Source organism: Pseudomonas gingeri, from assembly GCF_013386165.1.
Classification (GTDB): domain Bacteria; phylum Pseudomonadota; class Gammaproteobacteria; order Pseudomonadales; family Pseudomonadaceae; genus Aquipseudomonas; species Aquipseudomonas gingeri_C.
The window spans coordinates 257,327-277,088 of sequence record NZ_JACAOS010000016.1; the positions used below are offsets into that span (position 1 = coordinate 257,327).

Consider the following 19,762-nt stretch of genomic DNA (forward strand, 5'->3'; position numbering starts at 1 on the left):
GGTTATTGCTCGGTACTGCCCAGATGGTCGTCCGGGATGGTGAGTTCGATGCCCATGCGCCGGCCTTCCTGGAGGATGTGCCGGCGCATTTCCGCGCTGGCCAGCGCGCTGTTCTTGTTGCGGATGGCGCGCACCACGGCTTCGTTTTCCTGCAGGCGTTCGGCCAGATGTTCCGGCGAGTTGCGCAGGACCTCGGCGCTCTGCTTGAGGGCGTTGCTGGTCTGCTGCACCACGTTCTGGAAAATCGGGTTGGAGGTCAGGGCGAACAGCTCTTCATGGAAGGCGATGTAGGCGTTCATTCCGGCTTCGCTGTCGTTAGCCTCCAGGGCTTCACGCATGTCCATCAGGGTCAGGCGCAACTGGCCGACCTCCTTGCTGCTGATGGACTGCGCCACCAGCCCGACGATAAACGGCTCCAGGGTGTAGCGCAGTTGCAGCACATCTTCGAGACTGGCGTCGGCCACGCCGCTGTGGGCGGCCGAGGTTTCGCTGGGGGCGGCGTCGAGCACCACCACCCCTTTGCCCGGCATCGAGCGCACCAGGCCAAGGGTTTCCAGCACGGTCACGGCTTCGCGCAGGCTTGGGCGGCTGATGCCCAGTTGTTCGGCCAGTTCACGCTGGCCCGGCAGCATCTCGCCGTGGCGCCACTGTCCACGGGCCAGGGCGGCACGGAGTTTCTCTACCACTGAATTGACGACGGTTGACGAGGTAATCACGGTTCACTCCAGATAAAACGGTCAGGCCAGGACCCGGGGCCGGCGAGGGTGTCGCCGCCTCGGGCGATACAAGCGCCCGTCCCTGGGCGCCGCGCATCAGAATTCCTGCTGATGAGCCGGTGGGGCGGGCTTTCTCGGCGTAAAGGCATAACCTTGCTGGCCTTCGAGGACTTTGTGGGCCCGTTGTAGATCAATGTCCTTTTCCCAGCGGGCGATGGCCACGGTCGCCACGCAGTTACCGACCAGGTTGGTCATGGCCCGACCGATGCCCATGAACCAGTCGACCGCCAGCACCAACACCAGCCCGACCACCGGGATCGCCGGAATGGCCGTCAGGGTGGCGGCGAGGATCACCAGGGCCGAGCCGGGAATACCGTGGGCGCCCTTGGAGGTGATCAACGACACCAGCAGGATGGTCAGCAGGTCGGTCAACGCCAGCGGTGTACCGGTGGCGTTGGCGATAAAGACGATGGCCAGGGTCAGGTAGATCGAGAAACCATCGAGGTTGAACGAGTACCCGGTCGGGATCACCAGGCCCACCGTCGAACTGCCTATCCCCAGGTGTTCGAGCTTGCGCATCACCTGCGGCAACACGGCATCCGAGGAGGCGGTGCCCATCACGATCAGCAGTTCTTCGCGCAGGTACTTGAGGAAGGGCAGGATCCGCAGGCCGGACAGGCGCATCACCAGGCCGAGGATCACCAGCACGAAGGTCAGGCAGGTCACGTAGAACAGGGCCACCAGGCTGCCCAGTTGGCGCAGCGATTCCAGGCCGTAGGTGCTGGTGGTGAAGGCGATGGCACCGAACACGCCGATTGGCGCCAGGCGCACGATCATGCCCATGATGCGGAAGATCACATGGCTGAGCTCATTGATCAGTCGGGAGATGCCCGACGCCGACTCACCCACCAGGTTCAGCGCGCTGCCAAACAGCACGGAGAACAGCAGCACCTGGAGAATATTGTTGTCGGCAAAGGCGCCGATCACCGAGTTGGGGATCAGGTCCATGAGGAACTGCGTGGTGCCGCGCATGTGCTGGCCGCGGTCGGCGAGGTCGCCCAGGGCCACCTTGGAGAGTTGCTCCAGATGAATATTGGCGCCGCTGCCGATGCCGGTGGAAAAGGCCAGGATCAGCCCGATCAACAGGGCGATAGTGGTCAGGACTTCGAAGTAGATCACCGATTTGAGGCCGATCCGTCCGACCTTCTTCAGGTCACCGGCACCGGAGATGCCGCTGACCACCACGCAGAAGACGATCAGCCCGATAAGCATCTTGATCAGCTTGATAAAGCCGTCGCCGAGGGGTTTGAGTTGGACGGAAAATTCGGGAAGGGCGAGTCCGCAGATGATGCCGAGCACCAGTCCAAGGACAACTTGAAGGAAAATCGAACGCGAGCACCATCTGAGCATGGGGAGGATCCTGGTCGGTGTTCCGTGATCTGTGCCTGTGGCCGCAGCGTCGGAACTTAATTGTTGTGGTCTTACCGGTATGTCCAGTGCGAGGTCAGTCTACGCCCGGTTTTTTCGGGATCACAAGTGGTTTTCGCAAAATTGGTTAGACCGGTCTGACCGGTGGTGCCGGTTCTGTAGGAGCTGGCTTGCCAGCGATGAGGTCCGCAAGGGCGACGCAAGCCTCAAGGCCGCCATCGCCGGCAAGCCGGCTCCCACAAAATGGTGTTCCGCCGCAAGAGAGATTGCTTTGCTACGGGGAGGGCAACTGGAGACGAATTTTCTCCAGGCGAAAAAAAGCCCGGTTTTTTCTGACCGGGCTCTTGGGGGACAGTAACTGACGTCGGTTGACGACAACGCAGAGGGCTAGAAGCAGCGAATCGTCTCAGCGTGCAGATATTTGCGGGCCATTTTCACTTCGGCGCCCTGGGCGCTGGCCGCGAGCATTTTTTCGTAGGTGACTTCAACGCCTTGTGGCGCCTGGGGCGAGGGCGTGAGGGCAAAGCAGTTGTACTCGTTATCCGGGGTGGTATCTGCGTGTACGGCGGTGTTGGACAGGATACCGAACACGGCCAGTGTTGCGCCTCGGATAATGGCTTTGATCATGGTTGAAATCTCGTTTTGAATGAGATTTCAGTATGTTGTGGGTCCATCGAGAGCAACATTGGCGAAAGCCGCTGCTGACGGAAAGACGTTTCTGCCTTTGTGTGTGAAAGCGGATGGGCCGCGGTAAAGACGTTGCTTTTTCATCCTGCAAAAACACCAATGCCCCGACAAGTCGGGGCATTGGTTTCAGCACACCGGCCTCAGCGTATTGGCTTCGGCCAGGTGGGTGCTTTCAGCGAACGGCTATCAGGCGCCGTAAACCGGCAGCTTCTTGCAGATGGCCTTGACCTTCTCGCGAACGGCGTCGATCACCGCTTCGTTGTTCAGGTCAGCCAGGATGTCGCAGATCCAGCCGGCCAGTTCGCGGCATTCGGTTTCCTTGAAGCCACGGGTGGTGACAGCCGGGGTACCGAAACGCAGACCGGAGGTCACGAACGGGGAGCGTGGGTCGTTCGGCACCGAGTTCTTGTTCACGGTGATGAACGCCTTGCCCAGCGCCGCGTCAGCGTCTTTGCCGGAGATGTCCTGCTTGATCAGCGAGAGCAGGAACAGGTGGTTCTTGGTACCGCCGGAAACCACGTCGAAACCGCGCTCGATGAACACTTCGGCCATGGCCTGGGCGTTCTTCACCACTTGTTCCTGGTAGGCCTTGAACTCAGGTTGCAGCGCTTCCTTGAAGCAGATCGCCTTGGCCGCGATCACGTGTTCCAGTGGGCCGCCCTGGGCGCCCGGGAAAACGGCGGAGTTCAGCTTCTTCTCGATCTCGGCGTTGGCGCGAGCGAGGATCAGGCCGCCACGTGGACCGCGCAGGGTCTTGTGGGTGGTGGTGGTGACCACGTCGGCGAACGGCACCGGGTTCGGGTAGACGCCAGCGGCGACCAGACCGGCCACGTGAGCCATGTCAACGAACAGGTAGGCACCGACTTTGTCAGCGATTTCGCGGAAACGTGGGAAGTCGAGGATCTGCGAGTAGGCAGAGAAACCGGCCACGATCATTTTCGGCTTGTGCTCGACCGCCAGGCGCTCGACTTCGTCGTAGTCGATCAGGCCGTTGGCGTCGATGCCGTACTGCACGGCGTTGTACAGCTTGCCGGAGGAGGAGACGCTGGCGCCGTGGGTCAGGTGACCGCCGTGGGCCAGGCTCATGCCCAGGATGGTGTCGCCCGCCGACAGCAGGGCCAGGTAAACGGCGCTGTTGGCCTGGGAGCCGGCGTGCGGCTGGACGTTGGCGTAATCGGCGCCGAACAGTTCCTTGGCACGGTCGATGGCCAGCTGTTCAACCACGTCGACGTATTCGCAGCCGCCGTAGTAACGCTTGCCCGGGTAACCTTCGGCGTATTTGTTGGTCAGGACCGAGCCCTGGGCTTCCATCACCGCGGGGCTGGTGTAGTTTTCCGAGGCGATCAGCTCGATGTGCTCTTCTTGGCGCTGAGCTTCTTGCTCCATGGCGGCAAAGAGATCGGCGTCGTACTTGGCAATAGTCAAATCACGGCTGAACATGGCGGTCCTCAAGGATCGGGGCAGAAAAGGAAAGCATTCTAACCCAATGGGTTTTATCTGGCATATGAAAGGGCATCATGTCGCAGGCAAGAAAGCTTCAAGCTGCCAGCGACAAGCCGCAAGCAGAGCGCGTACGGCTCGCAGCTTGTGGCTTGCAGCTCGCAGCTGCTTCAATCAAACATGAACAGCGCGTCATTGCTGAACTGCGCTTCAAAACGATTGGGCGCCATCGGTCGGCCGAACAGGTAACCCTGCACTTCGTCGCAACCGTGCTCGCGCAGGAAGTCGAGCTGCTCGTGGGTTTCGACGCCTTCGGCGATCACCGCCAGGTTCAGGCTGTGGGCCATGGCGATGATCGCCCGGGCGATCTGCGCGTCCTGTTCGCCGGACGGCAGGCCATCGACGAAGGTACGGTCGATCTTCAGCACGTCGATGGGGAACTGCTTGAGGTAGTTCAGCGAGGAGTAGCCGGTGCCGAAGTCGTCCACGGCGATGCTCAGCCCCAGGTTCTTGAGGCCGGCGAGGATCAGCATGGCTTCGCTGACTTCACGCATCAGGATACTTTCGGTCAGCTCCAGCTCCAGGCAGGCCGGCGACACACCGGTCTCCCTGAGAATGGTGGCGATCCGCGTGCCCAGCTGGCCGTCGGAAAACTGCCGCGCCGAAATGTTCACCGAGACCTTCGGCACGCGCACCTTGGCCAGATGCCAGGCCTTGAGCTGACGGCAGGCTTCGGCCAGTACCCAGTCACCGACATCCACCACCAGCCCGAGCTCTTCGAGTACCGGAATGAAATCCCCCGGCGGCACCAGCCCGCGCCGTGGATGGCGCCAGCGTAGCAGGGCTTCGGCACCGGTCAGGCGCTTGCCGTCGCCGCTGAACTGCGGTTGGTAATAGAGCACGAATTCGTTCTGCTCCAGGGCATGGCGCAGATCGCTCTCCAGCTCCAGTCGTTCCAGGGCGCTGGCGTTCATGTCGGCCTGGTAGAACTGGAAGTTGTTCTTGCCGCGTTCCTTGGCGTGGTACATCGCGGTGTCGGCGTTTTTCATCAGCTGGCTGAGCTCGCTGCCATCCTGCGGGCTCAGGGCGATGCCGATACTGGCGGTGACGAAGAACTCGCGGCCTTCGAGCACGAACGGTGTCACCAGGCTGGTGAGAATCTGCTCGGCCACGTTGATGGCCCGGTTCAGGGCCATTTCCCGGGTGACCCGCGGTTGCAGCAAGAGGGTGAACTCGTCGCCGCCCATGCGCGCCACGGTGTCGTCGTCGGCCACGCAGGCCAGCAGGCGAGTGGCCATTTCCTTGAGCATGCGGTCGCCGGCGGCGTGGCCCAGGGAGTCGTTGATCGGCTTGAAGCGGTCCAGGTCGAGGAACATCAGCACCACCCAGGACTTCTGCCGCTCGGCCTGTTGCAGCGCCGTGTGCAGGCGGTCCTGGAACAGGGTGCGGTTGGGCAGGTGGGTCAGGGCGTCGTAGTAGGCCAGGCGGTGAATCCGTTGTTCACTGGCCTTGCGCTCGCTGATGTCGGTGAAGAAGCACACGTAGCTGGCCAGGTCGCCTTCATCGTCGAGCACTGCGGTGATGCCGACCCAGGCCGGGTAGTGCTCGCCGTTACGGCGCTTGAGCCAGACTTCGCCTTCCCAGGTGTTGTGCTGCTCCAGTTGCTTGAGTACGTAACGCAGGTGGGCTTCCTGCTGGTCGTCGACGGTCAGCAGGTTCGGCAACTGGTCCAGCACGTCGGCCACGGCGTAGCCGCTGACCCGGCTGAACGCTTCGTTGGCCTGGACAATATAGCCGGCCGGGTCGGTGATCAGGATCGCCGAGGTCGAGTGCTCGAAAACCGTCGCCGCCATGCGCAGGTCTTTTTCCGCGCGGCGTTGCTGGCTGATGTCGCGACCGACACCGAGTATGCCCTCGAAGGCGCCGTGTTCGTCCCAGACCAGCACCAGGCGTAGCTCGATGGGGATTTTGCGGCCGTCGGCCTTCAGACAGTCGAACAGGAACATCTGGGTCTGGACCTGCTCGCGCAGTTCAGCCAGTTCCTCGGGTTTGTCCAGCGCCTTGCTGACCCGCTCCATCAACTGGTAGATGCCATTGAGCTGCTGCGGGTTGGCAATGGTCGACTGCCAGCCATTCTGGAACACCCAGTCGACTTCGTAGCCGAGCACGGCCAGGACCGAGGGGCTGACATAGTTCAGGCTCAGTTGGCCGTCGGTGGAGAAAATCACGTCGCTGATGCTTTCGGCGAGCATCCGATAGCGTTTCTCACTGTCACGCAGGGACTCACTGGCCTCGATCTGGTCGGTGACGTCCTTGGCCACGCCGATGATCCGTGTGACCTGGTCGTACTTGTCCCGGGCCAGGGCCTGCTCGCGGATCTCGAAGTGCCGCCACTGCTCGTTGCGATGGCGGAAGCGCAGTTGGCACTGGAGCAGTTGGCTGTAACCGGCATGGCGCTGCTGCTGGCGCAGGCGGTGGTAGTGCTCGGCGTCTTCGGGGTGCAGCAGGATTTCCCAGAAGTACTCGCCCATCTGGTGCAGTTCGGTCTTGTTGTAGCCGAGGGTCTGACCCAGGTGGTGGTTGCTGAAGATCATCCGCTGGCTGATCACATCCTGCACATACAGGTGATCCGGCACGGTACGCACCACGTCCGACCAGAAACCCTCGCGCTCGAGCAACGACAGTTCGATCAGCTTGCGGCTGGTGATATCGGTGATGCTGAGGATCACCGACGCATAGTCGCCGGGATCTTCCGGCAGGCGCATGACCAGCCACAGGTGCTGGTCCTGGCCTTGGCCGTCGCTCAGCTTGATCTCCAGTTCCAGCTGGCTCTGATGGTTGAGCAGCGCTTCGACCAGCGGGTAGCCGATACCGGCGGCATTGCTCGGGCAACCGTCGATCAGGCAGCTCCAGGCGCTTTCGCGGGAGTCGACATTGAGCAGGCGCAGGGCGACCAGGTTGACCTCGGTGACCCGCAACTCCTGCATCAACAGCCGGCGGTGCTCGGGGTCATGGGCGATCCAGTGCTTGAGCGACTCGCTGTCCAGCAGGCGATGCTGTTCGAGGAAACCCGGCAGCCCGGACAGGTCGAGGACGCACAGCGCCACGCCAGTGCCCTCGAAAATATCCTGGTAACGCCGGCGTCCTTCATTGACCTGCAACTGGCGCCGCCGCATGTTGATCAGCGCCAGCACCGGCAGCAGCGACAACCCCAGTCCCAGCAGGCACTTGCCGATCAGGGCCGGGAGCAGGTCTTCGATCACCTTGCGCGGATCGAACAGGCCGCGCAGTTGCCAGTCGCTGTTGGACAGCGGTGCCACCAGCACGCTGTTGGCTTCTTCGTCGGCATTCAGCGGCGTGGGCTTGGGGGCGATGTCATCGTCACGACTGATCACCAGGTGATTGTTGCGGTTCTCGATCAGCCAGCTGGCCCCCGGCTCCTGGTTGCCCTGGCGGGTGAGGTCCTGGAACAGCCGAGGCGACAGGCGCAGGACCCAATAGCCATTGCTCTCGCCGCTGGCCTGCTGCAACAGCAGGTGAACGGCCGAGCCGTGATCGTCATTGGTGAAGTAGTAGGCCTGTTTGCGGTTGCTGTGCTTGACCTGTTCGGCGAGGAAGGCGGCGTCATGGCTGTCGGTGGCGCTGTCGCTGATCAGGACACCCTTGTCGTCGAGCAGGGCGATGCTTTGCAGGTCCGGCATCGACACGCGTACCCGGTTGACCAGGGCCAGCAGCTCTTCACGGTTGTTGGGTTTGTCGAAGATCGGTAGTAAATTGAGGGCGATCTGCGCATTGAGCGCCATGTTCAGGCTGACGCGCTCGGCCATGTCGGCGCTCGAGTCGATACTGTTCTGGCGCTGCAACTGGCGGGTTTGCTGGAACTGATCGATCAGTTGCCAAAACAGCAGGACGAGCAGGAACAGGACCAGCGTGGCCAGTATGCCTTTGAGTGTCCCGCGCAGGGGTGGAGCCGATACGGGATTGGCTGCGCGCGCGGGCGATGGCGGATTGGCTTTGGTCAAACTGTGATCCTGCGGTTGGGCTGGATTGGCGCGACATGCACTATAAGCCGGACGCCCGAAGGGCGGCTAGCATGCCTTGAGTTGTGGCAAAGTGCCAGTCCTGTTCGACCGAGCGGTTTGCCCTGTCTGCCGCATTCAGGTAGTTTTACCGGTTACGCGCCAGCAATTCACGCTCCCTACTAAAGGGTATCGACCGGTGCGGCCATGGATTGAACTCTTGGCTGGCACACGGGGCCTGTTCACTGCGGGTACCGCTCGCGCCTTTATTCATCCGTCACTGACGCTAGGTTCTCCATGGCTCAATACGTCTTCACCATGCATCGGCTGAGCAAAGTTGTTCCGCCGAAGCGGGAAATCCTGAAAAATATCTCCCTGTCGTTTTTCCCGGGCGCCAAGATCGGCGTGCTCGGTCTGAACGGTTCGGGTAAATCCACTCTGCTGAAAATCATGGCGGGTGTCGACACCGAGTTTGACGGTGAAGCCCGGCCGATGCCCGAGTTGAATATCGGCTACCTGCCCCAGGAACCGCAACTCGATCCGAGCAAGACCGTGCGTGAAGTGGTCGAGGAAGCCGTCAGCGTGATCAAGAACGCCCAGGCGCGCCTGGACGAAGTCTACGCCGCCTACGCCGATCCTGACGCCGATTTCGACAAGCTGGCGGCCGAACAGGCCAAGCTCGAAGCGATCCTGCAGGCCAGCGATGGCCACAACCTGGAACGCCAGTTGGAAGTCGCCGCCGATGCGCTGCGCCTGCCGGCCTGGGACGCCAAGGTCGAACACCTGTCCGGTGGTGAAAAGCGCCGTGTGGCTCTGTGCCGCCTGCTGCTGTCGGCTCCGGATATGCTCCTGCTCGACGAACCGACCAACCACCTGGACGCCGATTCTGTCGCCTGGCTGGAGCATTTCCTGCACGACTTCCCGGGTACCGTGGTTGCGATCACGCACGACCGTTACTTCCTGGACAACGTCGCCGGCTGGATTCTCGAACTCGACCGCGGTGCCGGTATCCCGTACGAAGGCAACTACTCGGGCTGGCTGGAAGCCAAGTCCGATCGTCTGGCCGCTGAATCCAAGCAGCAGTCGGCCCATGAAAAGGCCATGAAGGAAGAGCTGGAGTGGGTGCGCAAAGGCGCCAAGGCTCGTCAGTCGAAATCCAAGGCCCGTCTGCAACGCTTCGAAGAAATGCAGTCGCAGGAATTCCAGAAGCGCAGCGAGACCAACGAGATCTACATCCCGGCCGGTCCACGTCTGGGCGACAAGGTCATCGAATTCAAGAACGTCAGCAAGGGCTACGGCGACCGCGTGTTGATCGACAACCTGTCGTTCAGCATGCCCAAGGGTGCGATTGTCGGCGTGATCGGTGGTAACGGTGCCGGTAAGTCGACCCTGTTCCGCATGTTGATGGGCAAGGAAACCCCGGACTCCGGCAGCATCGAAGTCGGTGAAACCGTGCAACTGGCTTGCGTGGATCAGAGCCGCGACGACCTCGACGGCAGCAAGACGGTGTTCCAGCAGATTTCCGACGGTTCCGACCAGATCCGTATCGGCAACTACGAGATTCCGTCGCGTACTTATGTCGGTCGCTTCAACTTCAAGGGTGGCGACCAGCAGAAGTTCGTCAAGGACCTGTCCGGTGGTGAGCGCGGTCGCCTGCACCTGGCATTGACCTTGAAAGAGGGCGGCAACGTCCTGCTGCTCGACGAACCGTCCAACGACCTCGACGTCGAAACCCTGCGTTCCCTGGAAGAAGCCCTGCTGGACTTCCCGGGCGCTGCCATTGTGATCTCCCACGATCGGTGGTTCCTGGACCGGGTGGCTACGCACATCCTGGCCTATGAAGACGATTCGCAAGCGGTGTTCTTCGAAGGCAACTACACCGAGTACGAAGCTGATCGCAAGAAGCGCCTCGGCGATGCCGCGGCCCAGCCGCACCGTGTACGGCACAAGAAACTGGCCTGATCGGGTCGGTGGTTGAAAAACGGAGCCCCGAGGGCTCCGTTTTTTTTGAGCCCGGTAGGTCGCGCTAGGCCGGTTTTATACGCACGATCTCGATCACTTGATCCCCCGCCGGTCGTTTCCACAGCACTTCATCGCCCAGGCGTGCACCCAGCAATGCCCGGCCCAGGGGCGAGCCCCAATTGACCAGACCCTGGGCGGCATCCGCCTCGTCCTCGCCGACCAGCTGCACCTGCTGCTCTTCATCCTGTTCGTTGGCGAAGACCACGCGACTGCCGATCTGCACCACCTCGGTGGATGTCGCCGGAGCGGCGAGCTGGGCGCTGGAGAGGCGTTGATTGAAGTAACGCAGGTCACGCTCGATATCGGCCTGGCGTTGTTTGTCGGCGGCGTCACCCAAGGCGCTTTGCTGGCTGTATTCGGCTTGCAGCGCCGCGACACGGCCGTGCAATTGCGCCAGCCCCTGTGGGGTGACGTAGTTGGGCTGGGTACTGACCTGGCGCTCCACCGGCTGCTCGGCCTGGGCGGCGGCGTTGTCCTCATTGACGAAGGCGCGGCTCATGCTTGTCTCCCGTGCATGGGTATCCGGCCATGCTCGCAGGGTTTGGGCTGCCCGGTATATCCGTAAGCGACCTGTGGTGGTGGGGCTTGCGCGCTACCGATGGTTCAAGGCGCGAGGATTGTGTGGTGATGAGTGGTTTATGAGACCGGGTGGTAAATTTTTCGGCGGCGTTTCGTTCTTTTCGTTGTAGGGTAATGCGACGCCGAGCGCTCTGCGCCGCGTGTTTCAGCCCCATGCAAGCGCGTGGGGGCAATTGCAGTCAAAAAAGCGAGTGTTGTGTATGAGTTGTTTCAAAACCCATGGCGTGGGTGTCGGCTTGACCTTGTCCGCCTGTATCGCCGTGGGTGAGCCATTGCCTGAGAGCTCCCTGTTGGGTCGTTATGGGGTGACGCCTGAGCAGTTGCCAGCGGCGGCGGACGCACCCAAGGCGGAGCAAACGCCTCCCAGCCTGTTTCAGCTCAAGCCCGAGGCGCCTCTGGTCAGCCTGCGCTTCAGCGAACAGGTACCGCCGGAAAGCGTGGGGAATATCACGATCGACAATATGGCCAGGCGTGACCACGAGCGTTGCCTGCGTTTGCAGGGCGAGTTGCTGAAGCGCGAAGCCGCGTGGCCGAACGCGAAGTGCGAATAGCACCGATGACCGCCTTGCAACACGGTCCCCTGTAGGAGCGAGCTTGCTCGCGATGGCATCCGCAAGGGCAGCGCAAGGCTCAGGGGCCTCATCGCGAGCAAGCTCGCTCCTACAGGGGGCGGTGGCTCAATAGTGGTACCACTTCACTTCCAGCATCACCTCATTTTCCGGCGTTGCCAGCTTGCTGAATTCGCGTTGCGCGCTCAAGCGCAGGCCCAGGTTGCGCGACAGTTCCCATTGCTGGTTGAGGCTCAGGCTGCGGCGTACCTCACCGTTGGTGAAGTAATCGCCCTTGGCCTCCAGGCTCAGGTTGCCCAGCGGGTTTTTCCACAACAGACCGGTGTCGAACCCCGCCGCCGGCGAGACAACCGCCGCGAAGTCGGCATTGTGCTCGACCCGCAGCGTGCCCAGGGCAAACCCCAGCATGTCGTCGCCCAGTTGCCAGGTGCCGCCCGCGCCGCCGTTGATATGGCTGACCAGGGTCTGGTCGTCGTGCCGGCCCGGCACTCGCTCCAGGCCGCCGCTGACTTGCCACGACCACGGCTGCAACAGGGCATTACGCGGTGTCAGCGAGCGGATGGTCGCCAGGTCCAGTTGCTGCAACTGCCAGTGATTACCTTCGTACTGGCGCAGTTTCATTTGCAGGATTTCGATCTGCGCGCCCAGGGGAAAACCCTCGGCGTTGTCGTTGAGGTCGTGATAGGCCATGCGTAAGCCGTACTCGCCAAATGTCCGGCTGCCTCGGGTACCGATCCCTGCTTGCCAGGTGCGCGATTCATGGCCGTTTTCCGGCAGGCCCGGACGTTCGACCTGAAGGTCCGGCGGCGGGTTCTGGTTGATCGCCCGCAGCAGTTCGAAGCTGCGCTGGGCTTGCACCGGATCACGCTCCTGGCCATTGGCCCGGTAACGCTCGAGCCGATAGGCGGCGTCGATGACCAGCGCCTGGCGATCCTTGGCCAGTTGTTTGAAACCCGTCGATTGCAACTGCTGTGCATCGGTACTGACTTTCAGCACCCATTTCTGTTCCTCGGGATTCAGCGGTTTGGCCCGCTCCAGCAGTTCGCGCTCGCGGGACGGCCGGTAGTCGATTTTTTCCACCAGCCCGGCGTCCTTGACGGCCTTGACGGTGTCGGTGGGAATGGCGGTCAGCGGAAATTGTTCGGTCAGGCGCAGGCTTGGACGTGCCACCTGCAACAGCTCCAGCAGGCGGTAGGAGCAGTTTTCATCGAAGAAAAAGTAGTCGAACTGGATCTGCTTCAACTCCCAGACGTGCTCAACCATGCGCTGGGTTTCTTCCGGTGTCAGGTTCAGCCGGTATTCCCACAGGTCGCGGTTTTCCAGGCTGCGGTATTCGGCCAGCTTCTGCTGGTAGGGCACCAGGGCGAACAACCCCGGGTAGCCGCCCGCCAGGCCTTTCCAGGCATAGAGGATGCTGTTGTCGGAACCTTCGATATAGGCGCCGAAGTTGATCGCGTAACTGAGCAGGGCGGTCTGGTCGCGCTGCGCGTCGGCCTGGTCGATGCGCAGCAAGGTGTGGCCGAACATCGACGAGGGGCTGTTCAGGTAGGCCGCCGGGAAGATCATCACCGTGCTGTTGGGCGCGACGTCCTTGAACCACTGCTTGAACTCCGTGCAATCGGGGGCGGGCAGGTCTGTCAGTTGCAGCTGCGCCTTGAGCCAGCGCGTGCGGGCCGGGTAGACGCACTGGGCGTGCTGGTTGCCGAGGCTGGCCGGGGCGTAGAGGGCATCGAGGGTGGCCTGCAGTTCCGCGTCAGGATGATGAGCGCCGTCGGCGGCGAGGAAATACTTTTTGTCGCTGACAAAACTGCGCCAGCCGCCGAGCTTGGCCGATTCGTAATGGCCGAGGGAAATCCAGAACGGATCCTGGGCCAACTGCTGCAAACGCTGGGTGTCGAGGTGCGGTGCGGCGTACAGCGGGGCGCAGGCACAGAGCGCCAGGTAGGCAAGGCGTTTGAGCATGGTGGGCAACTGTTGTCAGACGAAAAAGAGGCAGCGTACACAAGGCCCGCCCCCGAAAGGAGCGGGCGGGTCGGGCTCAAGCCTGGGTCGCGTACTTGGCCAGGCGCGGATCGCTTTTCAGGACCGCAAGGGTGTTGGTATGCACATCGTCGGCGGTCACGTCAGCTTTGCTGAAGATCTGCTGGAAGTGCTCGTGGGTGACGGCGGCGAAATGCTCGCGGTCTTCCGGGGCCACGCCGAGGACGACGGCGTAGGTGGTCAGGGCTTCGCCCTGGCCCTTGGCCATGTCTTCGGAGAGTTCGTTCATCATGCCGTTCATGGCGATCCAGGAGCGGCCGCCATAGGTCAGTGAGTCACGGGTCGAGCAGCCATTGGTACCCGAAGTCATACCGAAGGTGGCGTTGCCGGAGGTGCCGTTGGTGGTGGAGGCCAGAATGTGGGCGGGAGTGCCGCGCTGGCCCTTGAACAGCATGTTACCCCAGCCGCAATCCGGCCCGCCTGGCGCCTGGGCCATGGCGTGGAGGGAGACAACCGTGAAGAGAGTACCCAGAAGAATCCGTTTCATAGCTTTGTTCTCTTTGTGTGCGTGCCAATGACAAGGGGAGCTGGCCTGGTTCAGGGCCAGTAGGCTGGTTATCGGTCCAGCCTCGCACGTTGGAGTTTAGGCAGGTTCCAAGGGTTCCATTGTTTTTTACGCAGATGAATAGGCGAGAGGGTTTGTAGTCCCTGTCTGAGGACTTTTGCCACGCGGTAGCGATTCAGCCATCGCTTGCCTTGCCAGTCAGGCATGGCGAGCGCCAGAATGCTTTCATCTGCCCTGCCTGATGTAAGGAAGCCCGATGCCTGATTCTGTTGCTGCCAGCTTGCGACTAGCGCCCGAAGCGCTGACCCGTCCTTTTTCCGCTGAACAGTTCAGCTTCTCTACCACCAATGATCTGGAGCCTTTTCGCGGGGTGCTTGGCCAGGAACGCGCCGTTGAAGCCTTGCAATTCGGCGTGGCGATGCCGCGTCCCGGTTACAACGTGTTTGTCATGGGCGAGCCCGGCACCGGGCGTTTTTCGTTCGTCAAACGTTATCTGAAAGCCGAAGGAAAACGCCTACAAACCCCGTCCGACTGGGTTTATGTCAATAATTTCGACGAACCTCGCGAGCCGCGGGCGCTGGAGCTGCCATCGGGCGAAGCGGGCGCGTTTATTGCCGATATCAATGGCTTGATCGACAACCTGTTGGCGACCTTTCCTGCGGTATTCGAGCACCCGTCCTACCAGCAGAAGAAGAGCGCCATCGACCGCGCTTTCAACCAGCGTTACGACCGCGCCCTCGATGTGATCGAGCGCCTGGCGCTGGAAAAGGAAGTCGCGCTGTATCGCGACAGCACCAATATCGCCTTTACCCCCATGAGCGAAGGCAAGGCCCTGGACGAGGCGGAATTCGCCCAGTTGCCGGAAGCCGAGCGGGAGCGTTTCCATACCGATATCGCCGACCTGGAGGAGCGCCTCAACGAGGAACTCGCCAGTCTGCCGCAATGGAAGCGCGAGTCGAGCAATCAGCTGCGCCAGTTGAACGAAGAAACCATCACCCTGGCCCTGCAACCTTTACTGGCACCGCTGTCGGAAAAATATGCGGAGAACGCGGCGGTTTGCGGTTACCTGCAAGCCGTGCAGGTCTATCTGCTGAAAACCGTGGTCGAGCAGTTGGTCGACGACAGCAAGACCGACGCCGTGGCCCGCAAGCTGCTGGAAGAGCAATACTGCCCGAGCCTGGTGGTGGGTCAGCCGGTCAATGGCGGTGCGCCGGTGGTGTTCGAGCCGCACCCGACTTATGACAACCTGTTCGGCCGCATCGAATATGGCACCGACCAGGGCGCGCTGTTCACCACCTATCGGCAGTTGCGCCCCGGTGCCTTGCATCGGGCCAACGGCGGCTTCCTGATTCTCGAAGCCGAGAAAATGCTCAGCGAGCCCTTTGTCTGGGATGCGCTCAAGCGTGCCCTGCAATCACGCAAGCTGAAGATGGAATCGCCGCTGGGGGAAATGGGTCGCCTGGCCACCGTGACCCTGACGCCGCAAATGATTCCGTTGCAGGTCAAGGTCATCATCATCGGTGCCCGCCAGTTGTACTACACGCTGCAGGACCTGGACCCGGACTTCCAGGAGATGTTCCGCGTGCTGGTGGACTTCGACGAAGACATTCCGATGGTCGACGAGAGCCTGGAGCAGTTCGCCCAGTTGCTCAAGACCCGCACCTCGGAAGAGGGCATGGCGCCGCTGACCGCCGATGCGGTGGCACGCCTGGCGACCTACAGCGCCCGCCTGGCCGAACACCAGGGGCGTTTGTCGGCGCGGATCGGCGATCTGTTCCAACTGGTCAGCGAGGCGGATTTCATTCGCCACCTGGCCAACGATGACAAGACCGATGCCGGACACATCGAACGGGCGCTCAAGGCCAAGGCCACCCGCACCGGACGGGTCTCGGCGCGGATTCTCGACGACATGCTGGCGGGGATCATCCTGATCGACACCGCCGGCGCCGCCGTGGGCAAGTGCAACGGGCTGACGGTGCTGGAGGTCGGCGATTCGGCTTTCGGTGTGCCGGCGCGGATTTCCGCCACGGTGTATCCGGGCGGCAGCGGCATCGTCGACATCGAGCGCGAGGTCAACCTCGGCCAACCGATCCACTCCAAGGGTGTGATGATCCTCACCGGTTACCTGGGCAGCCGGTATGCCCAGGAGTTCCCGCTGGCGATTTCCGCGAGCATCGCCCTGGAGCAATCCTACGGCTATGTCGACGGTGACAGCGCGTCCCTGGGCGAGGCTTGCACGCTGATTTCGGCGTTGTCGAAAACCCCGCTCAAGCAGTGTTTTGCCATCACCGGCTCGATCAACCAGTTCGGCGAGGTGCAGGCGGTCGGTGGGGTCAACGAGAAGATCGAAGGCTTCTTCCGGCTCTGCGAGGCCCGTGGCCTGACCGGTGAGCAGGGGGCGATCATTCCCCAGGCCAACGTCGCCACCCTGATGCTCGATGAGCGGGTGTTGCAGGCGGTCCGCGCCGGGCAGTTCCACGTGTATGCGGTGCGCCAGGCCGATGAGGCGCTGAGCCTGCTGGTGGGCGAACCGGCCGGTGAGCCGGATGCCGATGGCCAGTTCCCGGAAGGCAGCGTCAATGCGCGGGTGGTGGAGCGCCTGCGGGTGATTGCCGAAATGATCAGCGAGGATGACCTCAAGGAGGCTGAGAAAGAGGCGGCCGAGCAGGCGCTGGCGGAGGTCAAACCGTCCTGAGGCTTTAAGGATAACGGGAGTCAAGGCTTTGGCGCATGCCGGCCTGACGCCCGTTGGTCCTGCAAATGCTTGCTGCCTGTGGTTTTATTCTATTCTCTGGGCAAGGACCTCCACTGTAGTCACTGGACCGATGCAACCTCCCCCCGGAGGCTGAAGACAGGATCTACCGAGGGTCGCCGCCATGCCGCGCAACCTTTGTCTCACCCGCCAATGCCTGGGTCTCGTGACCCGTATCGAATGCAGTATTCGCCCGATTGCCGGCGATAACGGAATGTGGACCCTCCTGTTCGCCGCCGGAATGGCCGGTGAACAACCCTCGGCCATCAAGGCCCAGGGTCCGTTCCATGGTCCGGTCGTGGCCGAAACCATCCTTGAGTCGATTGTCGAAAGCCTGACCTTGCATGGCTATCAGCTGGCCGAGGACCCGCAGATCTGGTGCCTGCATTTGCAGGCCCAGCTACGGGAGATCAACGGTACGCGCGGTCGCGGCCTGGAGCACTAGGCGCCAGCCCCGAGAGGGTTATTCGGCAGGGCCTGAAACCTGGGCCTTGTCGAGCTTGACCTCGAAACCGTACTCGACGGTGTTCAAGGCCGTGCGCTGGTAGCTTTCCAGCTGGGTCGGCTGCCCGTAGAAGTAATGCACGTCGTAGAGCGACGGCGAGTCGGCCTTGTCGCTATGACTGGTGGCGAGGATTTCCTTGAGGTAGTTCCCACTGTCGTCCTTGGCGTAGAAGCGCCAGGCCTCGGCAGGGAAGCGCTTCTGATCGACAATCAGCGCATTGCCCTTGAGCTCCAGGCCGGTCGGCAACTGGTGGGCGTCGAGGGTGTTTTTCTGGATGTCGGCGAGGAACAACGGCATCGAGCCGACGGCATAAGCCGGCGTTTCCGGGAACAGGTTCAGGTCGTAGGTGATGCTGCCGTCCAGCGGGTTGACCTCGAAGGCCTCGGTGGGCAGTTCCAGGGGCTCGCCGCGCTTGCCTTGTTCGTTTTCGCTGAAGAAGGTCACCGGGCTTTCGCCGGGGGCGGTAGGCGCGCCGAGCAATTCATCGTTGAAGGTCTTGGGGTGGTCGAACTCGATATTCGCCGCGCTGGCATCCTCAACCGACTGGCTGATGATCACGCTTTTTTTCAGCTTTTCGGCATCCAGATTGGCATCTTTGAGATAGTTCGCCGCCTGGTCGTCGTAGACCACCACCGGCATGGGCAGCGGCTGGACATCCTTGCTGGTGGTGTTGTCGAACTCGCGCACCGGCAGGTCCAGTTCCTTGCGGTTGACCGTGGCACCGGAAAAGTCCATCACGCTGATTTCCAGCTTGTCGATCATGCCGTTGAAGTAGACCCGGGTGTAATGGCTGGTCTGCTTCGCCTCGAAGGCTTTTTGCTCATCATCGAGTTTCTTCTCGAAGGCGTCGCTCCAGGTCTTCTGTTTGAGCATTTCGTCCAGTTGCTGCTGGTAAAAGGCAATCTGTGCGGTGTTTTCGTTGATGGCCCCGGCCCGGGAGAGAAATTGCCCGGTACTGTCCTTGGCCTGGACGATCAGAGGGTTGAGCGGGGTGTCGCCGACCTGGGGCGCCTGCACGGTATTACCGTTCAGTTCGATTTCGACGTTGTTCTTGTCCAGGGATACCAGGGTCAGGCTGATGTTGTCGCTGCTTTGCAGTTTGCCGACGTCCTGGCGGGTCAGGTTGAAGGTCACCACCTTGCGCGGGGCGATCACTTCGACCTTGCCGTGCAGGGTCAGGGGCTGCGGCTGTTTTTTCGGGTCGACTTCCAGGCCTTCGACGTACGGGTAGGTGATCGTCAGGTCGTCGGGGTTGGTCATGTTCGAACTGGAGGGGCTCAGCTGGATCCCGGGATCGGTTTCCGACCATTCAGGCTGGAAGGGGATCACCTGTTTGTTGCTCAGGGTCACCGACTGCCATTCAAGGGCGTGGGGAAACGGGAACTCGGTGGGGTAACTGAAGCTGAATGGAAAGATCGGTTGCAGGTCGGTCAGGTAGTCGGAACTGGAGGTCTTGCGCAGCACGAAGAGGCCGTTGATATAGGTGTCGGCCAGGGCCTGCGGGCTGGCGTAGTGCTTGAGCAGCGCCAGGGCATCGTCGCTGTACTCGGTCTCGATGGGCTTGTTGTGCAGGCGCAGGCGCGCCCGTTCGAGCAACAGCAGCGAACCGCCAAGGTCGGCCACGGCATTCTTGAGCTTGGGGTCCTGCAGGGTGTCGAGGGTTTTTTCGAACTGCGCGGTCCTGTCCTCAAGGCTGGTGTGTTGTTGCTTGTCTTTGGGGGAACAGCCGCTCATCAGCAGAGCCACCGATAGCCCGAGGCAACCCAGGGGAAGTCGCAAATCCATTGTTCAGTTTTCCTGTACACAGTGCACACGCGATGTCGTTGATGCCGACACTAGCAGAAAATCGCCGTGGCGCAGCTGTCCCGATGTTGAACAAGCGCCCGCGGAGGGCTTTTTCCCTCGGGTTTTGGCGCTGGTATACTCGCGGCCATTTTCAGTTGGTATGAGATCCATGGAACGTTTTATCGAAAATACGATGTATGCCTCGCGCTGGTTGCTGGCACCGATCTACCTCGGCCTGTCCCTGGGCCTGCTGGCCCTGGCGTTGAAATTCTTCCAGGAAGTGTTTCACGTTATCCCCAACGTCTTCGCCATGGCCGAGGCCGATCTGATCCTGGTGCTGCTGTCGCTGATCGACATGGCGCTGGTAGGCGGCTTGCTGGTGATGGTGATGATTTCCGGCTACGAGAACTTCGTGTCGCAGATGGACATCGATGACGGCAAGGAAAAGCTCAGCTGGCTGGGCAAGATGGACTCCACCTCGCTGAAGATGAAGGTGGCGGCGTCGATCGTGGCGATCTCTTCGATCCACTTGCTGCGGGTGTTCATGGACGCCAAGAACATCGATCCGGTGCACCTGCAATGGTATGTGATCATCCACATGACCTTTGTCGTGTCGGCCTTTGCGATGGGCTACCTGGACAAGCTGACCAAGCACTGACCCTGGTCTGCCGGGTGTGCTAGTCTGCGGGCCCTTTTTTGGTTCTGGCTGCGTGGG

14 protein-coding genes are annotated in these 19,762 nt (G+C 61.6%); 5 read left to right on the plus strand and 9 right to left on the minus strand.

All coding sequences use genetic code 11. The features are described from left to right. Window positions 1-2: 2 nt before the first annotated feature. The 5 genes from HX866_RS17525 to HX866_RS17545 form a co-directional block, all read right to left on the minus strand. Window positions 3-716, minus strand: a complete 714-nt coding sequence (locus HX866_RS17525) for a FadR/GntR family transcriptional regulator (protein ID WP_121134918.1) — start codon at window positions 714-716, stop codon at window positions 3-5. Between the two features lie 96 nt (window positions 717-812). Then, window positions 813-2,126: a C4-dicarboxylate transporter DctA gene (locus tag HX866_RS17530; RefSeq protein ID WP_177103421.1), complete on the minus strand. Its 1,314-nt coding sequence runs from the start codon at window positions 2,124-2,126 to the stop codon at window positions 813-815. 405 nt (window positions 2,127-2,531) lie between these two features. Next, a complete protein-coding gene (locus HX866_RS17535; RefSeq protein ID WP_177095992.1) occupies window positions 2,532-2,771 on the minus strand; it encodes a hypothetical protein in 240 nt (79 codons plus the stop codon). A gap of 246 nt (window positions 2,772-3,017) precedes the next feature. Beyond that, window positions 3,018-4,271 (minus strand): serine hydroxymethyltransferase, encoded by a 1,254-nt coding sequence (gene glyA, locus HX866_RS17540; protein ID WP_177103423.1) that lies wholly within the window; start codon window positions 4,269-4,271, stop codon window positions 3,018-3,020. A gap of 170 nt (window positions 4,272-4,441) precedes the next feature. Then, complete coding sequence (locus HX866_RS17545; protein ID WP_177103425.1) at window positions 4,442-8,293, minus strand: sensor domain-containing protein; 3,852 nt, start codon at window positions 8,291-8,293, stop codon at window positions 4,442-4,444. Window positions 8,294-8,587: 294 nt separating this feature from the next. On the opposite strand from HX866_RS17545, the gene ettA reads away from it, so the two are divergent. After that, on the plus strand, window positions 8,588-10,252 hold the full coding sequence (ettA, locus tag HX866_RS17550) for an energy-dependent translational throttle protein EttA (RefSeq protein WP_177103427.1): 1,665 nt from the start codon (window positions 8,588-8,590) through the stop codon (window positions 10,250-10,252). Between the two features lie 64 nt (window positions 10,253-10,316). Here ettA and HX866_RS17555 read toward each other — a convergent pair whose 3' ends face one another. After that, window positions 10,317-10,811 (minus strand): GreA/GreB family elongation factor, encoded by a 495-nt coding sequence (locus tag HX866_RS17555; protein ID WP_177140162.1) that lies wholly within the window; start codon window positions 10,809-10,811, stop codon window positions 10,317-10,319. Between the two features lie 280 nt (window positions 10,812-11,091). Between HX866_RS17555 and HX866_RS17560 the strand changes: the two genes are divergently transcribed. Beyond that, window positions 11,092-11,442: a hypothetical protein gene (locus tag HX866_RS17560; protein WP_177096001.1), complete on the plus strand. Its 351-nt coding sequence runs from the start codon at window positions 11,092-11,094 to the stop codon at window positions 11,440-11,442. A 126-nt stretch (window positions 11,443-11,568) separates the two neighbouring features. On the opposite strand, the gene HX866_RS17565 is transcribed toward HX866_RS17560, so the two are convergent. Continuing rightward, window positions 11,569-13,422 carry an Lnb N-terminal periplasmic domain-containing protein gene (locus tag HX866_RS17565; RefSeq protein ID WP_177096003.1) on the minus strand — a complete coding sequence of 618 codons (1,854 nt, stop codon included), beginning with the start codon at window positions 13,420-13,422 and terminating at the stop codon, window positions 11,569-11,571. Between the two features lie 76 nt (window positions 13,423-13,498). Continuing rightward, window positions 13,499-13,987, minus strand: coding sequence for a DUF3015 domain-containing protein (locus HX866_RS17570; RefSeq protein WP_121134906.1), 489 nt, complete (start codon window positions 13,985-13,987; stop codon window positions 13,499-13,501). A gap of 274 nt (window positions 13,988-14,261) precedes the next feature. On the opposite strand from HX866_RS17570, the gene HX866_RS17575 reads away from it, so the two are divergent. Both HX866_RS17575 and HX866_RS17580 read left to right on the plus strand, forming a co-directional pair. Then, window positions 14,262-16,700, plus strand: coding sequence for a Lon protease family protein (locus tag HX866_RS17575; RefSeq protein ID WP_177096005.1), 2,439 nt, complete (start codon window positions 14,262-14,264; stop codon window positions 16,698-16,700). Between the two features lie 181 nt (window positions 16,701-16,881). Next, window positions 16,882-17,202: a PA4575 family protein gene (locus HX866_RS17580; protein ID WP_177096007.1), complete on the plus strand. Its 321-nt coding sequence runs from the start codon at window positions 16,882-16,884 to the stop codon at window positions 17,200-17,202. 18 nt (window positions 17,203-17,220) lie between these two features. Here HX866_RS17580 and HX866_RS17585 read toward each other — a convergent pair whose 3' ends face one another. Continuing rightward, the gene (locus tag HX866_RS17585) at window positions 17,221-19,047 is read right to left on the minus strand and encodes a hypothetical protein (protein ID WP_177140163.1); all 1,827 of its coding nucleotides are present in this window, start codon (window positions 19,045-19,047) and stop codon (window positions 17,221-17,223) included. Window positions 19,048-19,216: 169 nt separating this feature from the next. Here HX866_RS17585 and HX866_RS17590 point away from each other — a divergent pair, with 169 nt between their 5' ends. Continuing rightward, on the plus strand, window positions 19,217-19,705 hold the full coding sequence (locus HX866_RS17590) for a TIGR00645 family protein (RefSeq protein WP_177096012.1): 489 nt from the start codon (window positions 19,217-19,219) through the stop codon (window positions 19,703-19,705). Window positions 19,706-19,762: the final 57 nt, after the last annotated feature.